Source organism: Escherichia sp. MOD1-EC5189 (genome assembly GCF_002966045.1).
Taxonomy (GTDB): domain Bacteria; phylum Pseudomonadota; class Gammaproteobacteria; order Enterobacterales; family Enterobacteriaceae; genus Escherichia; species Escherichia coli_F.
Genome location: NZ_PTRX01000005.1, coordinates 1 through 25,899, shown reverse-complemented (window position 1 = coordinate 25,899; position 25,899 = coordinate 1). Strand labels below are relative to the sequence as shown.

The 25,899-nt window shown below is 48.1% G+C and carries 17 protein-coding genes and 2 pseudogenes; 16 read left to right on the top strand and 3 right to left on the bottom strand.

Annotation, left to right across the window (positions count from 1 at the left end):
• Positions 1-2 precede the first annotated feature (2 nt).
• The 8 genes and pseudogenes from ATB02_RS05385 (at position 3) to ATB02_RS05345 (ending at position 14,674) form a co-directional block, all read left to right on the top strand.
• Positions 3-329: a YdbL family protein gene (locus ATB02_RS05385; RefSeq protein ID WP_074497514.1), complete on the top strand. Its 327-nt coding sequence runs from the start codon at positions 3-5 to the stop codon at positions 327-329.
• A 646-nt stretch (positions 330-975) separates the two neighbouring features.
• Complete coding sequence (locus tag ATB02_RS05380; RefSeq protein ID WP_105271215.1) at positions 976-6,486, top strand: BigA/YdbA N-terminal beta-barrel domain-containing protein; 5,511 nt, start codon at positions 976-978, stop codon at positions 6,484-6,486.
• Positions 6,487-6,693: 207 nt separating this feature from the next.
• On the top strand, positions 6,694-7,554 hold the full coding sequence (gene pdxI / locus ATB02_RS05375) for a pyridoxine 4-dehydrogenase (RefSeq protein ID WP_105271214.1): 861 nt from the start codon (positions 6,694-6,696) through the stop codon (positions 7,552-7,554).
• Positions 7,555-7,617: 63 nt separating this feature from the next.
• Positions 7,618-9,924: a DUF2773 domain-containing bactofilin gene (locus ATB02_RS05365; RefSeq protein WP_105271213.1), complete on the top strand. Its 2,307-nt coding sequence runs from the start codon at positions 7,618-7,620 to the stop codon at positions 9,922-9,924.
• A gap of 170 nt (positions 9,925-10,094) precedes the next feature.
• Entirely contained in the window at positions 10,095-10,700 is a 606-nt protein-coding gene (locus tag ATB02_RS05360) for a CDP-alcohol phosphatidyltransferase family protein (protein WP_105271212.1), read from the top strand.
• Complete coding sequence (locus ATB02_RS05355; protein WP_105271211.1) at positions 10,700-11,596, top strand: phosphatidate cytidylyltransferase; 897 nt, start codon at positions 10,700-10,702, stop codon at positions 11,594-11,596. Before ATB02_RS05360 ends, ATB02_RS05355 begins: the two co-directional genes overlap by 1 nt.
• A gap of 15 nt (positions 11,597-11,611) precedes the next feature.
• Positions 11,612-13,368 (top strand): annotated as a pseudogene (locus tag ATB02_RS05350) (bifunctional alpha/beta hydrolase/class I SAM-dependent methyltransferase).
• A 13-nt stretch (positions 13,369-13,381) separates the two neighbouring features.
• The gene (locus ATB02_RS05345; protein ID WP_105271269.1) at positions 13,382-14,674 is read left to right on the top strand and encodes a phosphatase PAP2/dual specificity phosphatase family protein; all 1,293 of its coding nucleotides are present in this window, start codon (positions 13,382-13,384) and stop codon (positions 14,672-14,674) included.
• Between the two features lie 53 nt (positions 14,675-14,727).
• On the opposite strand, the gene azoR is transcribed toward ATB02_RS05345, so the two are convergent.
• A complete protein-coding gene (gene azoR / locus ATB02_RS05340; protein ID WP_000048948.1) occupies positions 14,728-15,333 on the bottom strand; it encodes an FMN-dependent NADH-azoreductase in 606 nt (201 codons plus the stop codon).
• A gap of 200 nt (positions 15,334-15,533) precedes the next feature.
• Between azoR and hrpA the strand changes: the two genes are divergently transcribed.
• From hrpA to aldA, 5 genes and pseudogenes are all read left to right on the top strand, one after another.
• On the top strand, positions 15,534-19,436 hold the full coding sequence (gene hrpA, locus ATB02_RS05335; protein ID WP_105271210.1) for an ATP-dependent RNA helicase HrpA: 3,903 nt from the start codon (positions 15,534-15,536) through the stop codon (positions 19,434-19,436).
• A 205-nt stretch (positions 19,437-19,641) separates the two neighbouring features.
• Positions 19,642-20,499: a DUF2262 domain-containing protein gene (locus ATB02_RS05330; protein WP_105271209.1), complete on the top strand. Its 858-nt coding sequence runs from the start codon at positions 19,642-19,644 to the stop codon at positions 20,497-20,499.
• A gap of 232 nt (positions 20,500-20,731) precedes the next feature.
• A pseudogene (locus ATB02_RS27060) lies at positions 20,732-20,797 on the top strand (hypothetical protein); the annotation flags it as partial.
• Between the two features lie 115 nt (positions 20,798-20,912).
• Positions 20,913-21,713, top strand: coding sequence for a DUF218 domain-containing protein YdcF (gene ydcF, locus ATB02_RS05325; RefSeq protein ID WP_105271208.1), 801 nt, complete (start codon positions 20,913-20,915; stop codon positions 21,711-21,713).
• 195 nt (positions 21,714-21,908) lie between these two features.
• Positions 21,909-23,348, top strand: coding sequence for an aldehyde dehydrogenase (gene aldA, locus ATB02_RS05320; RefSeq protein WP_088542021.1), 1,440 nt, complete (start codon positions 21,909-21,911; stop codon positions 23,346-23,348).
• Positions 23,349-23,389: 41 nt separating this feature from the next.
• Here aldA and gap read toward each other — a convergent pair whose 3' ends face one another.
• Positions 23,390-24,391: a type I glyceraldehyde-3-phosphate dehydrogenase gene (gene gap / locus ATB02_RS05315; RefSeq protein ID WP_105271207.1), complete on the bottom strand. Its 1,002-nt coding sequence runs from the start codon at positions 24,389-24,391 to the stop codon at positions 23,390-23,392.
• Positions 24,392-24,579: 188 nt separating this feature from the next.
• Between gap and cybB the strand changes: the two genes are divergently transcribed.
• The 3 genes from cybB (at position 24,580) to ATB02_RS26610 (ending at position 25,622) form a co-directional block, all read left to right on the top strand.
• The gene (cybB, locus tag ATB02_RS05310) at positions 24,580-25,110 is read left to right on the top strand and encodes a cytochrome b561 (RefSeq protein ID WP_105271206.1); all 531 of its coding nucleotides are present in this window, start codon (positions 24,580-24,582) and stop codon (positions 25,108-25,110) included.
• A 244-nt stretch (positions 25,111-25,354) separates the two neighbouring features.
• On the top strand, positions 25,355-25,528 hold the full coding sequence (locus tag ATB02_RS05305) for a YdcA family protein (protein WP_000731856.1): 174 nt from the start codon (positions 25,355-25,357) through the stop codon (positions 25,526-25,528).
• 25 nt (positions 25,529-25,553) lie between these two features.
• The gene (locus ATB02_RS26610; protein ID WP_212734533.1) at positions 25,554-25,622 is read left to right on the top strand and encodes a hypothetical protein; all 69 of its coding nucleotides are present in this window, start codon (positions 25,554-25,556) and stop codon (positions 25,620-25,622) included.
• Here ATB02_RS26610 and hokB read toward each other — a convergent pair.
• Complete coding sequence (hokB, locus tag ATB02_RS05300) at positions 25,600-25,749, bottom strand: type I toxin-antitoxin system toxin HokB (protein ID WP_001320773.1); 150 nt, start codon at positions 25,747-25,749, stop codon at positions 25,600-25,602. The two genes, ATB02_RS26610 and hokB, sit on opposite strands and share 23 nt — an antisense overlap.
• Between the last annotated feature and the right edge of the window lie 150 nt (positions 25,750-25,899).

The following is a 25,899-nucleotide window of genomic DNA, read 5'->3' as shown; positions in this document are numbered from 1 at the left end:
CGATGATGAAGAAAACATTACTTCTTTGTGCGTTTCTTGTTGGGCTGGTAAGCAGCAATGTAATGGCATTGACTCTGGATGAAGCCAGAACTCAGGGGCGGGTAGGTGAAACATTTTATGGTTATTTGGTTGCGTTGAAAACGGATGCTGAAACAGAGAAATTAGTAACCGAGATTAATGCCGCACGTAAAGTGAGTTATCAACAACTGGCAAAGCAAAATAATGTATCGGTAGATGATATCGCGAAGCTTGCCGGACAAAAGCTTGTAGCTCGGGCCAAACCGGGGGAATATGTGCAGGGAATTAACGGAAAATGGTTGCAAAAATAAGCACTATGCAACAGCGATATTTCAATGATTTAATTTAAAGGCTGTATAGATATTTTATGGGTGTCCTATTTTTCCAACGCCATCATGAATATCATCATCAACCTCAATATTAAGGATTTTTATAGTCAACCCAAATATGGACGGCATCGCTCATTTAAGTGAAGTTACGAGGTTTATGGGATTGCTTGTAACACCACATTGTTTTTAGCATCTTGCAAGCCTCATCTTCTGTCAACGCCTGGTAATCCTATCAGGGGCAGTCAACAACAAACCGCAGTAGATAACCTCCAGATTTTCAGTGGGTTGATTAAATGGAACATGGTTTAAATGTTAATATTTTCACGATGAATGAATTTACGGAGTGATCAGTAATATGAATCAGCTACCCAATTTGACGCTGACATTGCTTTTTGTCTGATTATTGTTAGAGGATGTGTATTAATGCAACAAATAGCCTAAGTAATCGAATAATTTGTTTTTTATGTGTCTGCATTGAGGTTTCGAAATACTAATTAAGTTGAATGTTCTGGGATTGCTAAATAAAATTTCAAGAGCAGACATTAAATCATGACACAGCCTGTGGCTATTTCTTATCTGTTACTCATATTTTATTATTTGAAATGTCATTCATTGAAAAGGATTTCTCATGCAAAAGAAAACGTTATTATCAGCGTGTATCGCTATAGCGTTAAGTGGCCAAAGCTGGGGGGCGGAAATAACAGAAGGCGAGAGTGCAGACAGTATGCGCAGAAGCTCTCAAATGACATGTCAGTCAGAAGGGCACGCCCGACCGTCAACGAAGTTGAAAACAATGCCAGAAAAATGTGCTGTTGTTACAAATAATGGTTTCAGCTCGTTACTGGCATTAGGTGCCACGGCGGTACTGGCAACACTCGCAGTGATTGAATTGTCTCATGACAATGATCATTCTGCTCACTCTTCTTTTCCTCAGCCCATACCGCCAGATGATAATGGCCCTCTACCGCTACCCGTTCCCAGTGATGAAGATTCAGGTATACCTGTAAAGCCAGATAACGGCGGTAATGTTATTCCACCCGACAATAGCGGTGATGATGTTGACCTACCGAGAACAGAACCCGTTGTCTTTGATAACAATGTGACATGGGACAAGGACGCGCAAACCCTGAAGATTCGCGGGGCAACGTTCACCTATATACAGAATGTCGATGGTAGCTACACGCTGTCGGCAAAAGATGGCCGAAAAACCATTGTGACAGAGTGGGAAAACCATGAAGAGACTCATACCGCCATCTTTAGTGGTGTGAGTACCACAGGTGATATGGAATGGCGCTACGATGACGAAGGTAAACTCCACGTCACACAGTTAGCCAGTGTCGTGTCTGATGGAACAACGGGCAGAATAATTACCGTTAATGATGCGATTATCACTGACCAGGGCGGTAACACGGCCCTGAATGGCGGCACGGTGATGATGATTAATGGTAACAACATTGCGCTGACAAACGAGGGTAAAACAGAGGCTGTCGGTGAAGATTCGGTGGTCGGTATCCTGACCGGCGATAATATAACCATCAATAATAACGGTCAGACGGTGGTCGATGCTGGCACGGCGGTTATCGTCAATGGCGATCGTACAATCTTAAATAACACTGGCGACTCCGCTGTCAATAACGGCGGAATAGGGGCCGTTATTAGCGGTAATGATGTCAGGACCGATAATAAAGGACATATGACGGTTGATGGGCAAAATTCAACGGGCAGCAAAATCGTTGGTAATAATGCGACGGTTATACAGGAAGGGGATTTATACGTTAGCAATGCTGCACGGGGTATTGATGTTGAGGGCAATGGCGCAGTCGTCAGCAACAAAGGCAATATAACGGTGGTGGATGAGAAATCGCAGGGTGTTTCTCTCAGTGGTGATGCGTCGACGTTCATTAACAGGGGGGATATTTCCGTCAGTAATGGTAGTTCAGAGGCCAATGCGACAGGGATTCTGATTGAGGGTAATCATTCTACCCTTATCAATGTGGGGGACATCATTGCTGATAATTTCAGTACCGGGATTCGCATCATCGGAGATGATGGTCTGATTTCTCTGGCTGGCCGTGTGGATGTAGGGGATTATTCAACCGGTCTGGATGTCTCTGGAAATAATAACGCCATGACGCTGGCGACAAATGAGCTTAATGTGACTGGCAATATGGCTACCGGAGTAAATATTTCGGGTGATGGTAATAATATCGACATTACCGGAAATATTCTGGTGGATAAAGATCAGACGGCTGATAATGCAGCAGAGCACTTTTTCGACCCTTCCGTGGGCATTCGTGTTTCGGGTAACAGTAATGACCTCATGCTTGATGGTCAATTAACTTTGAAGGTTGATAGCGAACTTGCGCAACACGCCTATGGTAATTTCAGTGGTAGTCAGGAAAACATCAGTGGGTTGGTGGTTTCAGGGGATGACAATAGCGTTACCTTACGGGGTGGTATTCAACTGATCGGTGAAGCATCGTCCATGACGGACGGTTCAGCCCCTGCGGCCAGTCGTACGGGCTATGGTGATATTCCGCTCATTCAGATTGATGGTCATTCGTCGGTTTATCTGGGGGGAGACTCCGTAATCAGCGGTGAATTTCCTGTGGGCTATACCGATATTATTCAGACAAGCAATAATGCCTTTCTTGAAATCACGGATGATGCGACCTTCAGTATGAAGGACATTGATGTTTACGCGAATTATTACAATAACCCATCAGAAATACTTAGCGCCAGTTCAGGGTCGCAAGTTATCAATAACGGGTTTGTTGAACTCTGGAATATAGGGTTTGTTGGTATATCGGACACGGGTTCCGTCGCGACGAATAACGGTACTGTTTTACTAGAACAATATGACTACTCATCCGCAATTGATGCATCGCCGGAAATAGGTAATAAAGCCTTCTATAGCTCCTCAGGCGGAACGGCTGTGAATAACGGTACCATCACGGCTAAAGTGATGGAACAGTATAGCGTTTTAAACATGTTCAATGCTTTGTCATTGAGCGATCCCACTGTTTTCACTAGCGGCGTCGTTAGTATGACAGGCATGACTGCTCAGGATAATGGTTCAGCGCTAAATGGTGCGAATGGCGTTATTGATATGTATGGCCGGGGTAATGTCGGTATGCTGGCGATTAATCATTCGACTGTAACAAATGCAGGCCAGATTACCCTGGATACGATCTGGGTAGATGAAAACGATACCACCACCTTACGCAACGATATCGGCAGCAGCAATGCAAAAAATTATGGTGTCGGCATGGCGGTAGGAACGGACAGTTATGGTGGCGCAAGGCAAAATGCTACCGCGCTTAACCAGCTGTCAGGCACGATCACTATCGACAATGCCGGGGCCGGGATGGCGGCATACGGCACCGGTAACACCGTGGTTAACCAGGGCACCATCAACCTCGAGAAGAATGAGAACTATGATGACAGCCTGGGGGCGAATAAACTTGTCGGTATGGCGGTTTATAATGGCGGTAGCGCAGTTAATGACCAGACTGGCATCATCAATATCAATGCTGAAAACGGGCAGGCGTTCTATAACGATGGCAGCGGGACCATCGTTAATTACGGAACCATCTGTACTTTTGGTATATGCCAGGACAGTAACGCCTATAACCCGACTGACGGAGTTGTTTCATTAAGCTGGAGAAATGGTGACATTATTACGGCTGACGGGGAAACGCTTAACCTGTCTTCATATGGCGGTACGACTGATATCACGGCAACCGCCGAAACTCTGGTAACCAACGCGGGTACGGTTACCGGGGGGCCTGTCACCGTGGCTGACTTCGGCCATCTGGTCAATGAAACCACGGGCAGTATTAATGAGGTTGATATCGCAACCGGTGGGGAATACACCAATAAGGGCACGACAAAAACCGTTTCTGTGGATGGCGGCGTGTTCACTAATGAAGGTACGGTGACCGGGCTGGTAGGTACAACTGTTGCGGGTTCTGTTATCAACAATTCCGGCACCATGAACACTGTTGAACAATGGGCCAGTACGTTTTATAACGCCGGGACGGTAACAGCCTGGAAAGGGGCCTCAGCTTCTGCCGTGATGAATAACGAAGCGGATGGAACGGTCAATAAAGTGAATTTTTCTGCCGCAGCCACCTTCAATAACGCAGGAACGGTTCATAGTGGTTCGGTTGATAAAAACGCGACCTTCAATAACCTGGACGGTGGTGTTGTCGATCTTCTTGATAACGGACTTTGGGCTGGGCATTTCAACAACTGGGGTACAGTGAATGGGGATGCTGATATCGCTACCGGCGGTAATGGGCATACCTTGTATAACGGTACGACAGGTGTGATTAACGGCCAGGTTACGACGCCAAATAATAACGCCGGTAGCCGGGCAATTAACGATGGCACTATCAATATTGATAAAAATAATACCATCGCCATGAATGCGCACGGCAGCGCAAAAATGGTTAACAATGGCACCATCAATGTCGGCAGCGAAGGCACGACACAAACAGGCATGATTGGGATGCAATTAGCATCGGACGCCAAAGCGGATGGTGTGGTTGAAAACAACGGTACGATTAATATCTACGCCAATAATTCCTGGGCTTTCAGCAAGCTCGGGAGCAATGGTCATATTGTTAACAACGGCACTGTTTATATTGACGACAGCGTGAATGGTTCCGGATTAATTAAACAATCTGGCACGACGATGGAAGGCAGTGGCGAAGGGGGAGACGGTACGGAAGTACACTATGTCGACTTTACCGCGCCGGAAGAACCCACCATTACGCCATACGACGGCAGCCATTCTTCTTCCGTTAGCCGTAACGATGGCATGAACAACCTCAATGGTTACGTGGTGGGAACGAACGCCGACGGTAGCGCCGGTAAGCTGATGGTCAACAACGCCAGTATGAAAGGCGTGGAGATCAACACCGCTTTTGCGGCGGGAACGGCGGACAAAACCGTCAGCTTTGATGATGTGGTGCAAGGCAGCAACCTGACCGATGCGCAAGCGATCACTTCGACATCTGTTGTCTGGCAGGCGACAGGCAGTACCGACGCCAGCGGCAACGTTGATGTGACCATGAGCAAAAACGCCTACACCGATGTGGCGACGGATGCCTCAGTGAATGACGTGGCAAAAGCGCTGGATGCGGGTTACACCAACAACGAGCTGTATACCAGTCTGAACGTCGGCACCACTGCAGAGCTGAACAGCGCGCTGAAACAAGTCAGCGGGAGCCAGGCTACCACGGTATTTCGTGAGGCCCGCGTGTTGAGTAACCGCTTCAGCATGTTGGCGGACGCAGCACCGAAGATGGGCAACGGTCTGGCATTTAACGTGGTGGCGAAAGGCGATCCGCGTGCAGAGCTGGGGAATAATACCGAGTACGACATGCTGGCGCTGCGCAAAACCCTCGACCTGAGCGAAAACCAGACCATGAGCCTGGAGTACGGTATCGCCCGTCTGGACGGCGATGGTGCGCAGAAAGCGGGTGATAATGGTGTTACAGGCGGCTACAGCCAGTTCTTTGGCCTGAAGCATCAGATGTCCTTTGACAACGGTATGAGCTGGAATAACGCGCTGCGTTACGATATTCACCAACTGGACAGCAGCCGTTCGGTGGCTTACGGCGACATCAGTAAGACGGCAGACACGAATGTGAAACAGCAGTACCTGGAGTTCCGTAGCGAAGGGGCGAAAACCTTTGAACCGCGCGAAGGGCTGAAAATCACGCCATATGCGGGTCTGAAACTGCGTCACATGCTGGAAGGCGGTTATCAGGAGCGTAATGCCGGAGACTTTAACCTGAGCATGAACAGCGGCAGCGAAACGGCGGTGGACAGCATCGTTGGGCTGAAGCTGGACTACGCAGGCAAAGACGGCTGGAGTGCGAACGCCGCGCTGGAAGGTGGGCCGAACCTCAGCTACAGCAAGAGCCAGCGCACGGCAAGCCTGGCAGGCGCAGGCAACCAGCACTTTAATGTCGATGATGGGCAAAAGGGCGGCGGCATCAACAGTCTGGCAAGCGTCGGCGTGAAGTACAGCAGCAAAGAAAGTTCGCTGAATCTGGATGCTTACCACTGGAAAGAGGATGGTATCAGCGATAAAGGCGTGATGCTGAACTTCAAGAAAACGTTCTAATTTTTAGTATGTGATGCATAAACCGCAACGCTGATACAGGTTGCGGTTTTTTATTGCCGGATGCGGCGCTTGACGCGTTTTGTTTTGGTGTCTTCCAGGACAATAGAGCAACTCATCCAGTAATCTTGTTTACGCCTTCGCATTATTTATCTCTTTTCATTTCTATACTGATTTTTCTTAATCCGTTTTATTACAGGGCAGGGTGCGATGAGCAGCGATACATTTACTCTCGGTACAAAATCCGTTAACCGTCTTGGTTATGGCGCGATGCAACTGGCAGGTCCTGGGGTTTTTGGCCCCCCAAGAGATCGCCACGTCGCTATAACCGTGCTGCGTGAGGCGCTGGCATTGGGCGTCAATCACATTGATACCAGCGACTTTTATGGTCCGCACGTCACCAATCAGATTATCCGCGAAGCGCTTTATCCTTACTCTGACGATCTGACAATTGTCACTAAAATTGGTGCGCGGCGTGGAGAGAACGCCTCCTGGTTGCCCGCATTTTCTCCGGCAGAGTTGCAAAAAGCGGTACACGATAATCTACATAATCTCGGACTGGACGTACTGGATGTGGTTAACCTGCGCGTTATGATGGGGGATGGTCATGGCCCAGCGGAAGGATCGATTGAAGCCAGCCTGACCGTGCTGGCAGAGATGCAACAACAAGGCCTGGTAAAACATATTGGCCTGAGCAATGTAACAACGACGCAGGTTGCAGAGGCGCGTAAGATTACCGAAATCGTCTGTGTGCAGAACGAATACAACATTGCTCATCGTGCTGATGACGCAATGATTGATGCTTTGGCTCGTGACGGCATTGCCTACGTGCCGTTCTTTCCGCTCGGGGGCTTTACGCCGCTGCAATCCTCCACGCTTTCCGATGTTGCTGCGAGCCTGGGTGCAACACCAATGCAGGTGGCGCTGGCGTGGCTGTTACAACGTTCACCGAATATTTTGCTGATCCCAGGAACGTCTTCTGTTGCTCATTTACGGGAGAATATGGCCGCAGAAAAATTGCATCTTTCTGCGGACGTGTTGTCTACGTTGGACGGTATTTCGCGAGAATAACGAATATACAAAAGGGAAAGATGCATTTCCCTTTTGTTTCTTTTTTAATGGCATGGAGTGCATATGTTTAAGCCCAGGATTTGCAGCTGGATAGGTTTACTTCCCCTGTTTATGCTGAGTCTTCCAGTACAGGCGGACCTTCGATGTGTTGCAAATGCAGTTGATATTGAACCATTTTTTTCTGCGGCTACCGCTGAAGATAAACAACAAGTTGAACAAGCTATCAACAGTAGCGTGAACCTTGTCCCCTTCGGTTTATCTGCATCGGACTGGAAAGTGCATCGTGGCGATTTAGTGGTAGACGGTAATATAGAGAGTAATCAAAAATTGATTGTTCTTGGCAATTTGACAGTCAAAGGTAATATTTCCACTTTATCTCTTTCTAATCCATGGGTTATTCTCGGTAACGTGACGGCAACGAATATAGTTACGGATTCACCACTGTTAATTACCGGTTCGATAAATGCAAGTGGACTGGTATTTATCGACTCATATTACGATAATCCGTCTACGATTAAGGGGAGTATTAATGCGCGAGGGATATTTATCAATGACATAATTGCACCTGTTGTTGCGTTTTCGACAAATAGTGAATTCATGGTCCGTGCGAGTAACAAAAATGACACTGAAAATGTCAAAAAAGCGCTGATGATAATAAATCCTGATGCATATTATTGGGGTCTAATAAATGATGAAGATGCTCTGAAAGAAATTTTTAAGCGAAGCAATATTCGCATGGCAGGGAATATCTGTAGTCTGATGAAAAAAGAAGCGCTGTTTCGCCCTAAGCCTTCTCCTGAGTTAGTGCAGGAATTGCAAATGCTGGATGAAGGCAACGTTGCTGCATTTGAAGGACGAGATATTGCGACATTTGATCTTGCCATAATGCGAACTCTCCCAAGGATTAAAGGAATTTCAGCTAACCTACGCAAACAACTTATTAATAGCAATGATGGACAAACGATTGCAAGTATGGCGAGATATATGCCTGACAATGAGATTCTGGAGTTGACCGATCAGCAATTGGGTTACCAGCCTGTTGTTCTGGGGTTGCTCGACCGTGAACCGCTCTCTGTCGAAATAATGACGCGAATGAGTCATCTACCTGATGGTGTCGGTCCGTTGAATCTTGCGCTACGTGAAAATCTCCCTCTGGATATCGTCATGACTCTGGCGAAAAGAGATTGGGATATGATCATTCAGGAGCTTTATAAAGATGCGTGGTTATTGCCCGAATCCATTATTGATGGCTATATCCGCAGTGATGATCCCTCTATTCGTCAGGTCGGTGCTGGAGGACAACTCACCTACAATCAGGCAATGCAGTTGGCGAACGATTCATCAAACAATGTTGTCACAAGCTTAGCGTTCAAGCTGGCAGAGATGAAACACCATGGTCAATTATTGCGGATGACGCCACAAGAGAGTGACAAAGTTGCAGTATATTTATACCAAAAATTCGAGAATGACGATGATCTAATACGTGTGTTATTTTTAGCATTGCCAGATAACTTACAGTTTAATTTTGTTAAAAGGATGGAGAAAAAATCCCCTGCCTACTTTTGCTGTCGGGATATGCAGGTAATTCACTCTGACGCTGCTCTACAACGGTTATTGACACGTTTCAACGATCCTGAGGGGTGGAGTAATCTGGCGAAAAATCAGTATCTGAGCACGTCGATGAAACAAAAAATTTGGCAACGTGCTTTATCGCATCGGAAAAATAATCCCAAAGCAGATTCAGATGCATATGAAACCAGCGCTGATATGATTTTGTCTGAGCTTATCAGCTACGGTGAAGTTGATGACCAGATGCTATTAAATGCCACCTCTCTGATACGTTCGGACGACTGGGACTTTTTAGAGAGTGCATTAATTAGTTGGGATAATTTACCCGCTGTTGTTCTCAAGGAATTACAGCAAAACACGCCACGCAATGATATTTGGGCGAAGTTTTTTCTGAGGCAGGAAAACAGTTCCCGTGCGCAGGTTAACGAAGCGTTACGTGTTTATTATGCACTCGACCCCGATGCGTTAGCACAACTGGATGTACTGGCAAAACAACCGGATCGTATATGGTGGAGTACACTGGCGAAAAGCAATCTCACATTTTTCAAGTTCGGCGCACTTAGCAACCGCCACACCCCCCCTGCGGCACTGGCGGCAGAAATTGATCCCGAGTGGTGGATTGTGGCGATGAATAATCCCCGCTTTCCAGTTGATGTATTGAAGGCGAGGCTGAAACGTGATCCTTTGCTGGCGTTAGAGCTTGTTAACCCTGAACTGGATTTAGTTCGGCAGCTGGCGCTTAACGGTAAGACGCGCGCAATACGGGAACAAGCGATGAGAAAACTTGATGAGTTGTATTGAATAACAGCGTAATAATTTTTAACCACTTGATCTATTGGGGATAATCATTCCTGACGGTGAGTCCCCAATACCTTGATATATTCTGAATTTTTAATGAAGCGGCGTGTTGCGATATCTCCGTCAGGGGAATTGATGCACCATAGCGCAAACCGAATTATCAAGGATTGATAATGACGCTCTACCAGATAAAACCGCTCTTTCAGTCGCTGTTAAGGCCGACGATGTTTTGGCTTAATAAGCACCATGTTACAGCGAATCACATCACTCTTGCTGCACTGGCGCTTTCTCTTCTTACCGGATTGCTGTTGATGTTGGTGGCACAACCCATCCTCTTTTTGCTATTGCCTATCGTGCTTTTTATCCGTATGGCGCTCAATGCGCTGGATGGCATGATGGCGCGTGAGTGCAATCAGCAAACACGTCTTGGGGCGATTTTGAATGAAACTGGCGATGTTATTTCCGATATTGCGCTTTATTTACCGTTTTTATTATTACCGGAAAGTAACGCATCACTCGTAATACTCATGTTATTTTGCACCATATTGACTGAGTTTTGCGGTTTACTCGCGCAGACGATTAACGGTATTCGCAGTTATGCCGGTCCATTTGGCAAAAGCGATCGCGCGTTAATATTTGGGTTGTGGGGGCTGGCCGTTGCCATTTATCCACAGTGGATGCAATGGAATAATCTTTTATGGAGCATTGCTTCAATTCTGCTTCTCTGGACTGCGATTAATCGTTGTCGGAGTGTGCTTTTTATGAGTGCTGAAAGATAATGCTGGAAAAATCTCTGGCAACACTTTTCGCGTTGTTAATTTTAGCAACGCTGATAAACCGTTTTCTGGTATGGCGGTTACCGGAGAGAAAAGGGGGTAAGGTTACATTACGTATTCGTACCTGGTGGGGCATCGTCATTTGTTTTTCACTAGTGATTTCAGGTCCACGCTGGATGACGTTGACGTTTTTTGCGCTGATAAATTTTCTGGCATTGAAAGAATATTGTACGCTTATATCCGTTCATTTTCCGCGTTGGTTATATTGGGTTATTCCTCTTAACTATTTGCTTATCGGTTTTAATTACTTTGAGCTGTTTCTGTTATTCATACCTTTGGCTGGGTTTCTGATATTAGCCACCTGGCAAGTTTTTGTGGGTGACCCCTCCGGTTTTCTGCATACCGTGAGCGCCATTTTTTGTGGCTGGATAATGACCGTTTTCGCCTTGAGTCATGCCGCCTGGTTATTAATGTTGCCAACCACAAATATCCAGGGCGGGGCGTTACTGGTGTTATTTCTTTTGGCATTAACCGAGTCAAACGATATTGCACAGTATTTATGGGGAAAATCCTGCGGCAGAAGAAAAGTGGTCCCTAAAGTCAGCCCGGGAAAAACATTGGAAGGTCTGATGGGCGGCGTAATCACCACCATGATTGCGTCACTGATTATTGGACCGTTGCTGACACCGCTAGATACATTACAGGCATTATTAGCGGGTTTGTTAATTGGTATTAGTGGTTTTTGCGGCGATGTAGTGATGTCAGCCATCAAACGAGATATTGGTGTTAAAGATAGTGGAAAACTATTACCAGGACATGGCGGACTCCTTGACAGGATTGGCTCATTAATTTTCACCGCTCCGGTATTTTTTTATTTTATTCGCTACTGCTGTTACTGAAGGAAAATAGAGAAAATGGAAAATTCACGCATCCCTGGGGAATGTTTTTTTACAGCCAGTGATAATACAGCGTTGTTTTATCGGCACTGGCCCGCTTTACAGCCAGGGGTTAAAAAGGTCATCGTCTTATTTCATCGCGGTCATGAACATTCTGGTCGTCTACAACATATCGTTGATGAACTGGCGATGCCAGATACTACTTTTTATGCCTGGGATGCCCGAGGGCATGGACAAACTTCGGGGCCGCGTGGTTATAGCCCATCTCTTGCGCGTTCAGTGCAGGATGCGATGAATTTGTCCGTTTTGCTGCCAGCGACAGCCAGGTCGGGCTGGAAGAGGTGGTTGTGATCGCGCAAAGCGTCGGCGCAGTGCTGGTTGCCACATGGGTTCATGATTATGCGCCTGCTATTCGCGGGCTGGTGCTGGCTTCTCCGGCCTTTAAGGTTAAATTGTATGTGCCGCTGGCACGTCCTGCGCTGGCGTTATGGCATCGTCTGCGTGGTCTGTTTTTTATTAATTCCTATGTGAAAGGACGCTATTTGACCCACGATTGGGAACGGGTAGCGAGTTTCAATAATGATCCGCTGATCACACGGGCGATTGCCGTCAATATCTTGCTCGATCTCTATAAAACGTCTGAACGTATTGTTAGCGATGCGGCGGCGATTACGCTCCCCACGCAACTTCTGATATCGGGCGATGACTATGTGGTGCGTCGCCAACCGCAGATTGATTTTTATCAGAGATTACGTAGCCCTCTGAAAGAGCTGCATCTGCTGCCGGGCTTTTATCACGACACGTTGGGTGAAGAGAACAGGGCGCAGGCATTTGAAAAAATGCAAAGCTTTATTAGTCGCTTATATGCTAACAAGTCGCAAAAATTTGATTATCAGCATGAAGACCGCACAGGACCATCTGCGGATCGATGGCGGCTCCTTTCTTGTGGACCCGTGCCATTATCGCCGATTGATTTGGCGTATCGCTTTATGCGAAAGGCGATGAAACTGTTCGGGGCGCAATCTGCGGGCCTGCATCTCGGAATGAGCACCGGCTTTGATTCAGGCAGTTCGCTGGATTATGTTTATCAAAATCAACCGCAAGGCAGTAACGCATTCGGGCGTTTTATCGACAAAATCTACCTGAACAGTGTTGGCTGGCGCGGTATTCGCCAGCGCAAAGCCCATTTACAAATGCTGATTAAACAAGCCGTTGCCGATCTCCACGCCAAAGGTTTAGCCGTCCGCGTGGTTGACATTGCCGCAGGGCATGGGCGCTATGTACTGGATGCGCTGGCAAACGAGCCTGCCGTAAGCGATATTTTGTTACGTGATTACAGTGAGTTAAATGTTGCACAGGGGCAAGAGATGATTGCCCAAAAGGGAATGTCTGGACGGGCGCGTTTTGAACAGGGCGATGCGTTTAATACGGCAGAACTCAGCGCGTTAACTCCGCGGCCTACGTTGGCGATTGTCTCTGGTCTGTATGAGCTTTTTCCCGAAAACGAGCAGGTAAAAAACTCCCTCGCTGGTCTTGCCAATGCCATCGAACCGGGTGGCATTCTCATCTACACCGGGCAGCCGTGGCACCCACAACTGGAGCTGATTGCCGGGGTGTTAACCAGTCATAAAGATGGTAAACCGTGGGTAATGCGCGTGCGTTCGCAAGGGGAGATGGATTCGCTCGTGCGTAATGCCGGATTTGATAAATGCACACAACGGATTGATGAGTGGGGCATTTTTACGGTTTCGATGGCGGTGCGTCGTGACCACTGAACGCCGGAGCGTATTGCTACAAGGAGCTGGCTGGTTATTGTTGCTGGCCCCGTTTTTCTTCTTCACATATGGATTTCTTAATCAGTTCACCGCGTTTCAGGATCTTAACAACCATGATATCCCCAGTCAGGTATTCGGTTGGGAAACGGCGATCCCTTTTCTTCCCTGGACTATTGTTCCTTACTGGAGTCTGGATCTTTTATATGGATTTTCGCTGTTCGTTTGTCGCTCGATATTCGAACAGCGCCGACTGGTCCACCGGCTTATTCTGGCAACGGTAATGGCCTGTTGCGGTTTTTTGCTCTATCCGCTGAAGTTTAGTTTTATCCGCCCTGAAGTGAGTGGGGCGACGGGATGGCTATTTTCGCAACTTGAACTGTTTGATCTGCCTTATAACCAGTCCCCTTCGCTGCATATTATTCTCTGCTGGCTACTTTGGCGTCACTTTCGTCAGCATCTGGCTGTGAGGTGGCGTAAAGTCTGTGGCGGATGGTTTTTACTCATCGCTATTTCTACGCTGACGACCTGGCAGCATCATTTTATTGATGTCATCACAGGGCTGGCGGTAGGTATGTTGATTGACTGGATGGTGCCCGTCGACCGTCGCTGGAACTACCAGATACCTGATCAACGTCGAATCAAAATAGCACTGCCTTATGTCGTAGGCGCGTGTTCGTGCATAGTATTGATGACGCTAATGATGATGAATCAGTTACGGTGGTCAGTCTGGTTATGTTGGCCAGTATTATCGCTACTCATTATTGGCCGTGGGTACGGTGGGCTTGGCGCGATAACAACAGGGAAAGATAGTCAGGGGAAACTCCCGCCTGCCGTTTACTGGCTGACGTTGCCCTGGCGCATCGGGATGTGGCTGTCTATGCGTTGGTTTTGCCTTCGCCTGGAGCCAGTGAGCGAAATTACTGCGGGTGTTTATTTAGGGGCGTTTCCACGACATATTCCGGCACAGAATGCAGTTCTGGACGTCACCTTTGAATTCCCTCGCGGACGCGCGACAAAAGATCGACTCTATTTTTGTGTACCGATGTTGGATCTGGTGGTTCCGGAAGAGGGGGAGCTCCGACAGGCCGTGGCGATGCTGGAAACATTACGCAAAGAGCAAGGCAGCATTCTGGTCCATTGCGCGTTGGGATTATCGCGCAGTGCGCTGGTGGTGGCCGCATGGCTGTTATGTTACGGACACTGTAAAACCGTTGATGAAGCGATTAACTATATTCGCGTCAGACGCCCGCCGATTGTGCTGACAGACGAGCACAAAGCGATGCTGAGATTGTGGGAAAACAGGTAAGTGGATTGAGATGTGGACTGAATATCTACAGTCCACATCAAAATAGTGTCCGGTTATGCAGCAACAATACTGTCGATGGCTGCTTTCGCGTCAGACTGCGCTTTCGCTGCCATTTCCGGGCCGTACGCGATCCCTTCGGCGAAGACAAATTTCACATCGGTAATGCCGATAAAGCCCAGGAATGTGGACAGATACGGCGTTACCAGATCCGTTGGGCCATCTTTATGGATCCCACCGCGGCTGGTAATAACGATGGCTTTTTTACCCGTTACCAGACCTTCCGGACCGTTCTCGGTATAGCGGAAAGTAACGCCTGCACGTGCCACCAGGTCAAAATAGTTTTTCAACTGAGTTGAGATGTTGAAGTTATACATCGGTGCCGCAATAACGATAACGTCGTGGGCTTTCAGCTCGGCAATCAGCTCATCGGAAAGCGCCAGAGCTTCCTGCTGACGCGGAGTCAGCGGCGCATCGCTCGGACGCAGTGCACCAACCAGTTCGCCATCCAGTACCGGAATCGGATTTGCAGCCAGGTCACGCACGGTGATTTCATCAGCGGAGTGCTTTTCGCGCCATTGTTCAACAAAATAATCGGACAACTGATTAGACTGAGAGTACCCTGCCAGGATGCTGGATTTAAGAACTAATACCTTGCTCATGGTGTTTCCTTATAGATGTTTGAATGGGCGATGCCCCGTTGCTTGTTGACACTTTATTCACAATCCTGCCACAGAGATAGCGCAATAAATCGAAGCCTATGTTCGAATTTATTGAACAACGCATAGAAAGCCGCGATGTGGTACTCTATATCTATCATTTAAAAGAAAATTAATCAGGCAGCCTACTGCCCACTAACGTTATGACAGAACAACAGAAATTGACCTTTACGGCCTTGCAGCAGCTGCTGGATTCGCTGATGCTGCGTGACAGACTGCGTTTTTCCCGCCGTCTGCACGGCGTGAAGAAGGTTAAAAATCCTGATGCACAACAGGCCATTTTCCAGGAGATGGCGAAAGAGATTGACCAGGCGGCAGGGAAAGTCCTGCTGCGTGAAGCAGCACGACCGGAAATCACTTATCCGGACAATTTGCCGGTTAGTCAGAAAAAGCAGGACATTCTCGAAGCAATCCGTGATCACCAGGTGGTGATCGTCGCCGGGGAAACGGGTTCCGGTAAAACGACTCAGTTACCGAAAATCTGTATGGAACTGGGCCGCGGGATTAAAGGGCTGATCGGCCACACCCAGCCGCGTCGTCTGGCGGCACGAACGGTGGCGAACCGTATTGCGGAAGAGCTGCAAACGGAGCCGGGCGGTTGCATCGGCTACAAAGTGCGTTTCAGCGATCACGTCAGTGATAACACGATGGTCAAACTGATGACCGACGGTATCCTGCTGGCAGAGATCCAGCAAGACCGCCTGCTGATGCAGTACGACACCATCATTATTGACGAAGCGCACGAACGCAGCCTGAATATCGATTTTCTGCTCGGCTATTTGAAAGAGTTGCTGCCGCGGCGTCCTGACCTAAAAATCATTATTACTTCCGCGACTATCGACCCGGAACGCTTTTCGCGCCACTTTAATAATGCGCCGATTATCGAAGTCTCCGGTCGTACCTATCCGGTGGAGGTGCGCTATCGCCCGATTGTTGAAGAAGCTGATGACACCGAGCGCGACCAGTTGCAGGCGATTTTCGATGCCGTAGACGAACTGAGCCAGGAAAGCCCTGGCGACATTCTGATTTTTATGAGCGGCGAGCGAGAAATTCGCGATACCGCCGATGCGCTGAACAAGCTGAACTTACGCCATACGGAAATTCTTCCGCTTTATGCACGGCTTTCGAACAGCGAGCAGAACCGCGTCTTCCAGTCGCACAGCGGACGGCGCATTGTGCTGGCGACTAACGTCGCGGAAACGTCGCTGACCGTGCCGGGGATTAAATACGTTATCGACCCAGGTACGGCGCGTATCAGCCGCTACAGCTATCGCACCAAAGTGCAGCGTTTGCCGATTGAGCCCATTTCGCAGGCTTCAGCTAATCAGCGTAAAGGCCGCTGTGGTCGTGTGTCAGAAGGGATCTGCATTCGTCTTTATTCCGAAGACGATTTTCTCTCGCGCCCGGAGTTTACCGATCCGGAGATTCTGCGTACCAACCTGGCCTCGGTTATTTTGCAGATGACCGCGCTGGGGCTGGGCGATATCGCTGCGTTCCCGTTTGTAGAAGCGCCGGATAAACGCAATATCCAGGATGGCGTGCGTCTGCTCGAAGAGCTGGGCGCGATCACCACTGATGAACAGGCCAGCGCCTATAAACTGACGCCGCTCGGTCGCCAGCTCTCGCAACTGCCTGTCGACCCACGTCTGGCGCGAATGGTGCTGGAAGCGCAGAAACATGGCTGCGTGCGTGAGGTGATGATTATCACTTCCGCGCTCTCTATTCAGGACCCGCGAGAGCGGCCAATGGACAAGCAGCAGGCATCGGACGAAAAACATCGTCGCTTCCACGATAAAGAATCCGACTTCCTGGCGTTTGTAAATCTGTGGAATTATCTTGGCGAGCAGCAAAAGGCGCTCTCTTCAAACGCCTTCCGTCGCCTGTGCCGTACTGATTACCTTAACTATCTGCGCGTGCGTGAATGGCAGGATATCTACACTCAGTTGCGCCAGGTGGTGAAAGAACTTGGCATTCCGGTTAACAGCGAACCGGCGGAGTATCGCGAAATTCACATCGCCTTACTGACAGGTTTGCTTTCGCATATCGGCATGAAAGATGCCGATAAACAGGAATATACCGGCGCACGTAACGCGCGTTTCTCCATCTTCCCCGGTTCTGGTTTATTCAAGAAGCCGCCGAAATGGGCAATGGTGGCGGAACTGGTAGAAACCAGCCGCCTGTGGGGGCGCATTGCGGCACGCATCGATCCAGAATGGGTGGAGCCAGTTGCTCAGCATTTGATTAAACGCTCCTACAGCGAACCGCACTGGGAACGGGCGCAGGGCGCGGTGATGGCAACTGAAAAAGTCACCGTTTACGGGTTGCCGATTGTTGCTGCGCGTAAGGTCAACTACAGCCAGATTGATCCGGCGTTGTGTCGTGAACTTTTTATTCGCCACGCGCTGGTGGAAGGTGACTGGCAGACGCGTCACGCATTCTTCCGTGAAAACCTGAAACTACGGGCAGAAGTAGAAGAACTGGAACACAAATCACGTCGCCGCGATATTCTGGTGGATGACGAAACGTTGTTTGAGTTCTACGACCAGCGCATCAGCCATGATGTGATCTCTGCACGACACTTTGATAGTTGGTGGAAAAAAGTCAGCCGCGAAACACCTGATTTGCTCAACTTTGAAAAGAGCATGTTGATCAAAGAAGGGGCAGAAAAAATCAGCAAGCTGGATTACCCGAACTTCTGGCATCAGGGCAATCTCAAGCTGCGTTTAAGCTATCAGTTTGAGCCGGGGGCGGATGCTGACGGTGTGACCGTGCATATTCCGCTGCCGTTACTTAACCAGGTTGAGGAAAGCGGGTTTGAGTGGCAGATCCCCGGCCTGCGCCGTGAACTGGTGATTGCTCTAATCAAATCGTTGCCGAAACCGGTACGGCGTAATTTTGTGCCCGCGCCAAACTACGCCGAAGCGTTTTTAGGTCGCGTCACGCCGCTGGAACTGCCGTTGCTCGACAGCCTTGAGCGCGAGCTACGGCGGATGACCGGCGTTACCGTTGACCGCGAAGACTGGCACTGGGATCAGGTGCCCGATCACCTGAAAATCACCTTCCGTGTGGTGGATGACAAAAATAAGAAGCTAAAAGAAGGGCGCTCATTACAGGATCTGAAAGACGCCCTGAAAGGCAAAGTGCAGGAAACGCTTTCCGCCGTTGCCGATGATGGTATTGAGCAAAGCGGGTTACATATCTGGAGCTTCGGTAATTTACCGGATCACTACGAGCAGAAACGTGGCAACTACAAAGTGAAGGCCTGGCCTGCGCTGGTGGATGAGCGTGACAGCGTAGCGATTAAGCTTTTTGATAACCCGCAGGAACAACAGCAGGCTATGTGGCGTGGTTTGCGTCGCTTGCTGCTGCTGAATATTCCGTCGCCAATTAAATATCTGCATGAGAAACTGCCGAACAAAGCGAAGCTTGGTCTCTACTTTAACCCGTACGGTAAAGTGCTGGATCTCATTGACGACTGCATCTCCTGCGGTGTTGATAAGTTGATTGATGAGGCGGGCGGCCCGGTCTGGACGGAAGAAGGCTTTGCTGCGTTGCATGAAAAAGTGCGCGCTGAACTGAACGACACGGTGGTGGATATTGCGAAGCAGGTCGAGCAAATCCTCACAGCGGTGTTCAATATCAACAAACGCCTGAAAGGGCGGGTGGATATGACCATGGCGCTGGGGCTTTCTGACATTAAAGCGCAGATGGGCGGGCTGGTGTATCGCGGTTTTGTCACTGGCAACGGTTTTAAACGGCTGGGCGACACGCTGCGTTATTTACAGGCGATTGAAAAGCGTCTGGAAAAACTGGCGGTTGATCCACATCGCGACCGCGCCCAGATGCTGAAAGTCGAAAATGTCCAGCAGGCGTGGCAGCAGTGGATCAACAAACTGCCGCCAGCACGTCGTGAAGATGAAGACGTAAAAGAGATCCGCTGGATGATAGAAGAGCTGCGCGTCAGCTACTTCGCTCAACAACTTGGTACGCCTTATCCGATTTCGGATAAGCGTATTTTGCAGGCGATGGAGCAGATTAGCGGTTAATCCTGCTATTTGCCTGATAAATCTAAAACCCGGTAAGCATTTAGCGCCGGGTTTTTTCTTTATGAATTCTGAAAAATAGTAAGGGCGGTACTCCTTACGTCGCGTAACGAGTAGGCTTATGGCGTCATTTTTGAATTATCGATAACACATTCATTACTGCGACACTCAATGTTATTGATCAAATTTATTTTTCACCGGGGCAAAAATGGATTTAAATGCTGAAGAATACAAAAAATTTAGTCACACATTTAAAGATACAGAAGAAGAAATTATCGTTCTTCTTAGTGATGCTGGCGGTGGTGCCGGTATGAGCGGCGGCGATAATTACTGGACAGCGACTCAACACATACTTGCCTGGAAGAGTGTGACAACGGGAGAAATCCACCTAGGCGATGGACGACTCAACTGGTTGATAACAGAAGAAAATAAGGAAAATCATGGTTGTGCGTGGCCATTTAATATGCAGTCTGGTGGTATATATCGCCTGAGAGTACGAGACTTGATTGACAGGACTGCGCCGGAAGGGAAATTAACCGAGTTTTATAATCGATTTTATGTCCTTGAAGTCCTTGAAAATCATGTTCAGTGCGAGGAACTACTCAATATACAGAAAGAATATCGCGAGCCGGTTGTTGTTGAAGAGCAGCAATTGGGGACTTTCGTGCTTTATAAAGACTACTCCTATTTTAGCGGGGAAGTGAAATGGAATGATCAGAATATTTCTGTAATGATGAGTGTAGATAAAGATGATAGAAGCACCTGGCAACAGACTTTTGAAAACCTTCGTTTCTTTCTTAACAATATGCAGCAAAAAGATCAGGAGTTCCGCCAATATGCTGCAGAACAATTAACTGAATTGGCCAATGACTGGCTTCAAGATGAAGAAGATAAAGAAATTACAGAAGATATGTTTGTTAGCAGAATAAATCTTGTTGAGTTGGCTATGGATTATAATGGAGATTATTCATTATATTATAACGATGATGATATGTTCTGGGGTCACATTATTGATATTGTGGGTAGTATTGAAACAGGGCCGACGAGTGCGAGTATAGCGGGTTAATTTATTGCCAGGCATTTTATCAATGGGTATGTATACTCTGGCTACTACGAGTTACTGGACTAAATGCGAGTGATGTTTTGTCCTGTAACTCGTAATATTAAAATTAACGAGGTAAAGTGCTTATAACACATCTGGTTGATGAGGATGATACACTGGATACCAAATGTTCCCTTGATTGAGAAATATAAGAATGAATATTATATAAATATCACACCAGATTATCTGTCATTTAAAAATGATAGAACATTATGTTATTGATGTTTTATCAACAGTTTCTCCGCAAATACAGTATGACTAAAACCAGTGTCTGGTTCGCGATGGCGCGATAGAAAAAGCATCATCTTCCTTTCAGAGTGCTCCGCTTCTCATTATTATCTCACGCAGTATTCTTAAGGGAACGATAAGGAGGAACCATGAACATTACCCCGTTTCCGACGCTTTCGCCGGCAACCATAGATGCCATAAATGTTATCGGTCAGTGGCTGGCGCAGGATGATTTCTCCGGTGAGGTGCCGTATCAGGCCGATTGCGTGATCCTTGCAGGCAATGCGGTTATGCCGACTATCGATGCGGCATGTAAGATTGCCCGCGATCAGCAAATTCCTCTACTGATTAGTGGTGGTATCGGTCACTCGACAACTTTTTTGTATAGCGCCATCGCACAGCATCCGCACTACAACACTATCCGCACCACTGGCAGAGCAGAAGCTACCATCCTGGCGGATATCGCTCATCAGTTCTGGCACATTCCGCATGAAAAAATCTGGATTGAAGACCAGTCAACAAACTGCGGTGAAAACGCACGCTTTAGCATCGCGCTATTGAATCAGGCCGTAGAAAGAGTTCATACGGCTATCGTTGTTCAGGACCCCACCATGCAGCGGCGCACGATGGCGACGTTCCGCCGTATGACCGGGGACAATCCAGATGCACCTCGCTGGTTAAGTTATCCCGGATTCGTTCCTCAGCTAGGAAACAACGCAGACAGTGTAATCTTTGTTAATCCGTTGCAAGGATTATGGCCGGTTGAGCGTTATCTATCACTGCTTACCGGTGAGATGCCACGTTTACACGATGATAGTGATGGCTATGGTCCCCGTGGGCGAGATTTTATCGTTCACGTTGATTTTCCTGCAGAAGTCACCCAGGCATGGCAAAGGCTGAAACACGATGCTGTGCTTATCGAGGCGATGGAAAGTCGCTCGCTACGTTGAAAATTGCCCGTTTGAGAACAACTGTTTGCAAACGGGCATGACTCCTGACGTTTATTTCTGCCTTTTATTCCTTTTACACTTGTTTTTATGAAGCCCTTCACAGAATTGTCCTTTCACGATGCCGTCTCTATGATGATTGATGTTAATTAACAATGCATTTACCAAAAACAAACATATAAATCACAGGAGTCGCCCATGTCAGTACCCGTTCAACATCCTATGTATATAGATGGACAGTTTGTTACCTGGCGTGGAGACGCATGGATTGATGTGGTAAACCCTGCTACAGAGGCGGTCATTTCCCGCATTCCCGATGGTCAGGCCGAGGATGCCCGTAAGGCAATCGATGCAGCAGAACGTGCACAACCAGAATGGGAAGCGTTGCCTGCCATTGAACGCGCCAGTTGGTTGCGCAAAATCTCCGCCGGGATCCGCGAACGCGCCGGTGAAATCAGTGCGCTGATTGTTGAAGAAGGGGGCAAGATCCAGCAGCTGGCTGAAGTCGAAGTGGCTTTTACTGCGGACTATATCGATTACATGGCGGAGTGGGCACGGCGTTATGAAGGCGAGATTATTCAAAGCGATCGTCCAGGAGAAAATATTCTTCTGTTTAAACGTGCGCTTGGCGTGACTACCGGCATTCTGCCGTGGAACTTCCCGTTCTTCCTCATTGCCCGCAAAATGGCGCCCGCTCTTTTGACCGGTAATACCATCGTCATTAAACCCAGTGAATTTACGCCAAACAATGCGATTGCTTTTGCCAAAATTGTCGATGAAATAGGCCTTCCACGCGGTGTGTTTAACCTTGTGCTGGGGCGTGGTGAAACTGTTGGGCAAGAACTGGCGGGTAACCCAAAGGTCGCAATGGTCAGTATGACAGGCAGCGTCTCTGCAGGTGAAAAGATCATGGCGACTGCAGCAAAAAATATCACAAAAGTGTGTCTGGAATTGGGTGGTAAAGCACCAGCTATCGTAATGGACGATGCCGATCTTGAACTGGCAGTCAAAGCCATCGTTGATTCACGCGTCATTAATAGTGGGCAAGTGTGTAACTGTGCAGAACGTGTTTATGTACAGAAAGGCATTTATGATCATTTCGTCAATCGGCTGGGTGAAGCGATGCAGGCGGTTCAATTTGGTAACCCCGCTGAACGCAACGACATTGCGATGGGGCCGTTGATTAACGCCGCGGCGCTGGAAAGGGTCGAGCAAAAAGTGGCGCGCGCAGTCGAAGAGGGGGCGAGAGTGGCGTTGGGGGGCAAGGCAGTAGAGGGGAAAGGATATTATTATCCGCCGACATTGCTACTGGATGTTCGTCAGGAAATGTCGATTATGCACGAGGAAACCTTTGGCCCGGTGCTGCCAGTGGTCGCATTTGACACGCTGGAAGAGGCTATCGCAATGGCTAATGACAGTGATTACGGCCTGACCTCATCACTCTATACCCAAAATCTGAACGTCGCGATGAAAGCTATTAAAGGGCTGAAGTTTGGTGAAACTTACATCAACCGTGAAAACTTCGAAGCTATGCAAGGATTCCACGCCGGATGGCGTAAATCCGGTATTGGCGGCGCAGATGGTAAACATGGCTTGCATGAATACCTGCAGACCCAGGTGGTTTATTTACAGTCGTAATGAGAGAAAGAGGCGGAGGTATTTTCCTCCGCCTGTGCGCGTCAGAGTTTAGCGAATTTTTCGAGGGTGCGAATAAGCTGTGTGACGAAGCCATATTCGTTATCGTACCAGGCGACCGTTTTCACCAGTTGTAAATCGCCCACGGCGGTAATTTCCGTTTGCGTGGCATCAAACACCGAACCGAAATGGCTGCCAATGATATCGGAAGAAACTATTTCTTCATCGGTATAACCAAATGACTCGTTATTATTTGTCGCCTTTTTAAGCGCGTTGTTCACCTCTTCGGCAGTCACTTTTTTTCCAAGAATAGACACCAGTTCAGTCACCGAACCTGTTTTCACGGGTACGCGTTGCGCATGACCTTTCAGTTTGCCGCTCAGTTCTGGGATCACCAGACCAATGGCTTTTGCCGCGCCTGTAGTGTGGGGAATGATATTTTCTGCCGCTGCACGTGAAGCGCGTAGATCTTTACCTCGCGGGCCATCCACCAGTGACTGGGTGCCAGTATAGGCATGAATGGTCGTCATCGTGCCGACTTCTATTCCGAAACTGTCGTGCAAGGCTTTGGCCATCGGTGCAAGACAGTTAGTGGTGCATGACGCCACGGAAACAATGGTGTCGTTGCCATCCAGTGTGTCGTCATTGACGTTATAAACGATGGTTTTCATTTCACCGGCAGGGGCGGAAATCAACACCTTCTTCGCACCAGCATCAAGGTGCGCCTGCGATTTCTCGGCGGTGGTATAAAAGCCAGTACATTCGACAATGATTTCTGCGCCTTTCGCTTTCCACGGGATATTTTTAGCCTCTTTTTCGGCGTAAACCGCGATACTTTTTCCATCAACGATAAGTGAATCTTCCGTAAAATCAACGCTCCAGGGGAACGGTCCGTAGTTTGAATCATGTTTCAGCAGGTAGGCGAGAATTTTTGGGGAAGTGAGATCATTAATAGCGACAATGTCTATGTTGCTTTTGACTTCAAGTAATCGACGCAACACCAGTCGACCGATACGACCAAAACCGTTAATACCAACTTTACTCATGGTCTTCTCCTGTCAGGAACGTTCGGATGAAAATTGATCCTTTCTAGGCTTAGACCAGGATGGCGGGATGGGCAATCTACATTCTTGCCGTGGAACGTAACGTACTGAAAACGGGTGAACAATATTTAATGAAATTTTAAGAAAAGCTCGTTATGTTAACGGCAAATTGTTTTAAAGCAGGAAATGTTATGGAAAATAAATATTCAAGGTTACAAATCGGCATTCACTGGCTGGTCTTTTTGCTGGTTATCGCAGCGTATTGCGCAATGGAGTTTCGTGGTTTCTTCCCACGTAGCGATCGGCCGCTCATCAACATGATTCATGTTTCCTGTGGCATCACAATTCTCGTGCTGATGGTTGTTCGTCTTTTGTTAAGGCTTAAATACCCAACTCCGCCGATTGTACCTAAACCAAAACCGATGATGACGGGACTGGCACATTTGGGACATTTGGTGATTTATCTCCTGTTTATTGCGCTACCAGTGATTGGTTTGGTGATGATGTATAACCGGGGCAACCCGTGGTTTGCGTTTGGTATGACAATGCCTTACGCAGCAGAGGCCAATTTCGAACGGGTTGATAGCTTAAAGTGGTGGCATGAGACGCTGGCGAATCTGGGATATTTTGTCATCGGGTTGCACGCTGCAGCTGCACTGGCACACCACTATTTCTGGAAGGACAACACACTTCTACGCATGATGCCGCGTAAACGTTCCTGAAGGATCTTTAAAGAAAACGCCTGTACTAAAACCGACCCGCGGTACAGGCGAAGAGTACGGGCCTACATCGGAAGCGCCTATTATATTTATTTGTATGACAAATAAAACCATAATCCTTGTCCATACGTCCATCTGGCTTATCTTTAATCAATTCACCCGACCTTTGATCTCATCAACGGTATCAAAATAAACCAGCGTATAACGTTCAAATCGAACATAAGATTCGATAAATCATGGAGGTTATATGAAAAAATTGGCACTTATCTTGGTTATGGGAGCGCTTGTTTCCTTTTATGCCGATGCCGGGCGCAAACCCTGTTCTGGTTCGAAAGGGGGGATCTCACACTGTACGGCAGGCGGCAAATTTGTCTGTAATGATGGTTCTATTAGTGCATCGAAAAAAACATGCACTAACTGAAGTGTAAAAGGGGTGCCATGAGAAACTGAATCCGCTAGTCAGATGCGCGGGGAAAATCCCCGCGCTTGCCCTTACCTGGACGTGCAGGCCATGAGCGCCGCCACCTCCTTATCACCGTCCCGGAACCGCAGTTCGTAGAGCGTTTGTCGAGTCAGGAGTGTGAATGTCAGAATCGTAATACAGATAATGAGCAGACACACCACCAGAGGGTTGTGCTTCATAGCCTTTCTCCTTGCCGGATGGCGGGTAAGAGGCTAACATCTGAATTGCTAGGTTCATTCGTTGGCCTCGGTTTGTACTGACCCCAAAAAGTTGGACAGTTAAACACGAGGCATATAGGTCTGATTCCGATATTCAATTGGAGTCAGACC

Excerpts from the sequence above, each read along its gene's own strand:
- ATB02_RS05385 (WP_074497514.1), top strand. The coding sequence starts at position 3 with ATGATGAAGAAAACATTACTTCTTTGTGCGTTTCTTGTTGGGCTGGTA.
- ATB02_RS05380 (WP_105271215.1), top strand. The coding sequence starts at position 976 with ATGCAAAAGAAAACGTTATTATCAGCGTGTATCGCTATAGCGTTAAGT.
- pdxI (WP_105271214.1), top strand. The coding sequence starts at position 6,694 with ATGAGCAGCGATACATTTACTCTCGGTACAAAATCCGTTAACCGTCTT.
- ATB02_RS05365 (WP_105271213.1), top strand. The coding sequence starts at position 7,618 with ATGTTTAAGCCCAGGATTTGCAGCTGGATAGGTTTACTTCCCCTGTTT.
- ATB02_RS05360 (WP_105271212.1), top strand. The coding sequence starts at position 10,095 with ATGACGCTCTACCAGATAAAACCGCTCTTTCAGTCGCTGTTAAGGCCG.
- ATB02_RS05355 (WP_105271211.1), top strand. The coding sequence starts at position 10,700 with ATGCTGGAAAAATCTCTGGCAACACTTTTCGCGTTGTTAATTTTAGCA.
- azoR (WP_000048948.1), bottom strand. The coding sequence starts at position 15,333 with ATGAGCAAGGTATTAGTTCTTAAATCCAGCATCCTGGCAGGGTACTCT.
- hrpA (WP_105271210.1), top strand. The coding sequence starts at position 15,534 with ATGACAGAACAACAGAAATTGACCTTTACGGCCTTGCAGCAGCTGCTG.
- ATB02_RS05330 (WP_105271209.1), top strand. The coding sequence starts at position 19,642 with ATGGATTTAAATGCTGAAGAATACAAAAAATTTAGTCACACATTTAAA.
- ydcF (WP_105271208.1), top strand. The coding sequence starts at position 20,913 with ATGAACATTACCCCGTTTCCGACGCTTTCGCCGGCAACCATAGATGCC.
- aldA (WP_088542021.1), top strand. The coding sequence starts at position 21,909 with ATGTCAGTACCCGTTCAACATCCTATGTATATAGATGGACAGTTTGTT.
- gap (WP_105271207.1), bottom strand. The coding sequence starts at position 24,391 with ATGAGTAAAGTTGGTATTAACGGTTTTGGTCGTATCGGTCGACTGGTG.
- cybB (WP_105271206.1), top strand. The coding sequence starts at position 24,580 with ATGGAAAATAAATATTCAAGGTTACAAATCGGCATTCACTGGCTGGTC.
- ATB02_RS05305 (WP_000731856.1), top strand. The coding sequence starts at position 25,355 with ATGAAAAAATTGGCACTTATCTTGGTTATGGGAGCGCTTGTTTCCTTT.
- hokB (WP_001320773.1), bottom strand. The coding sequence starts at position 25,749 with ATGAAGCACAACCCTCTGGTGGTGTGTCTGCTCATTATCTGTATTACG.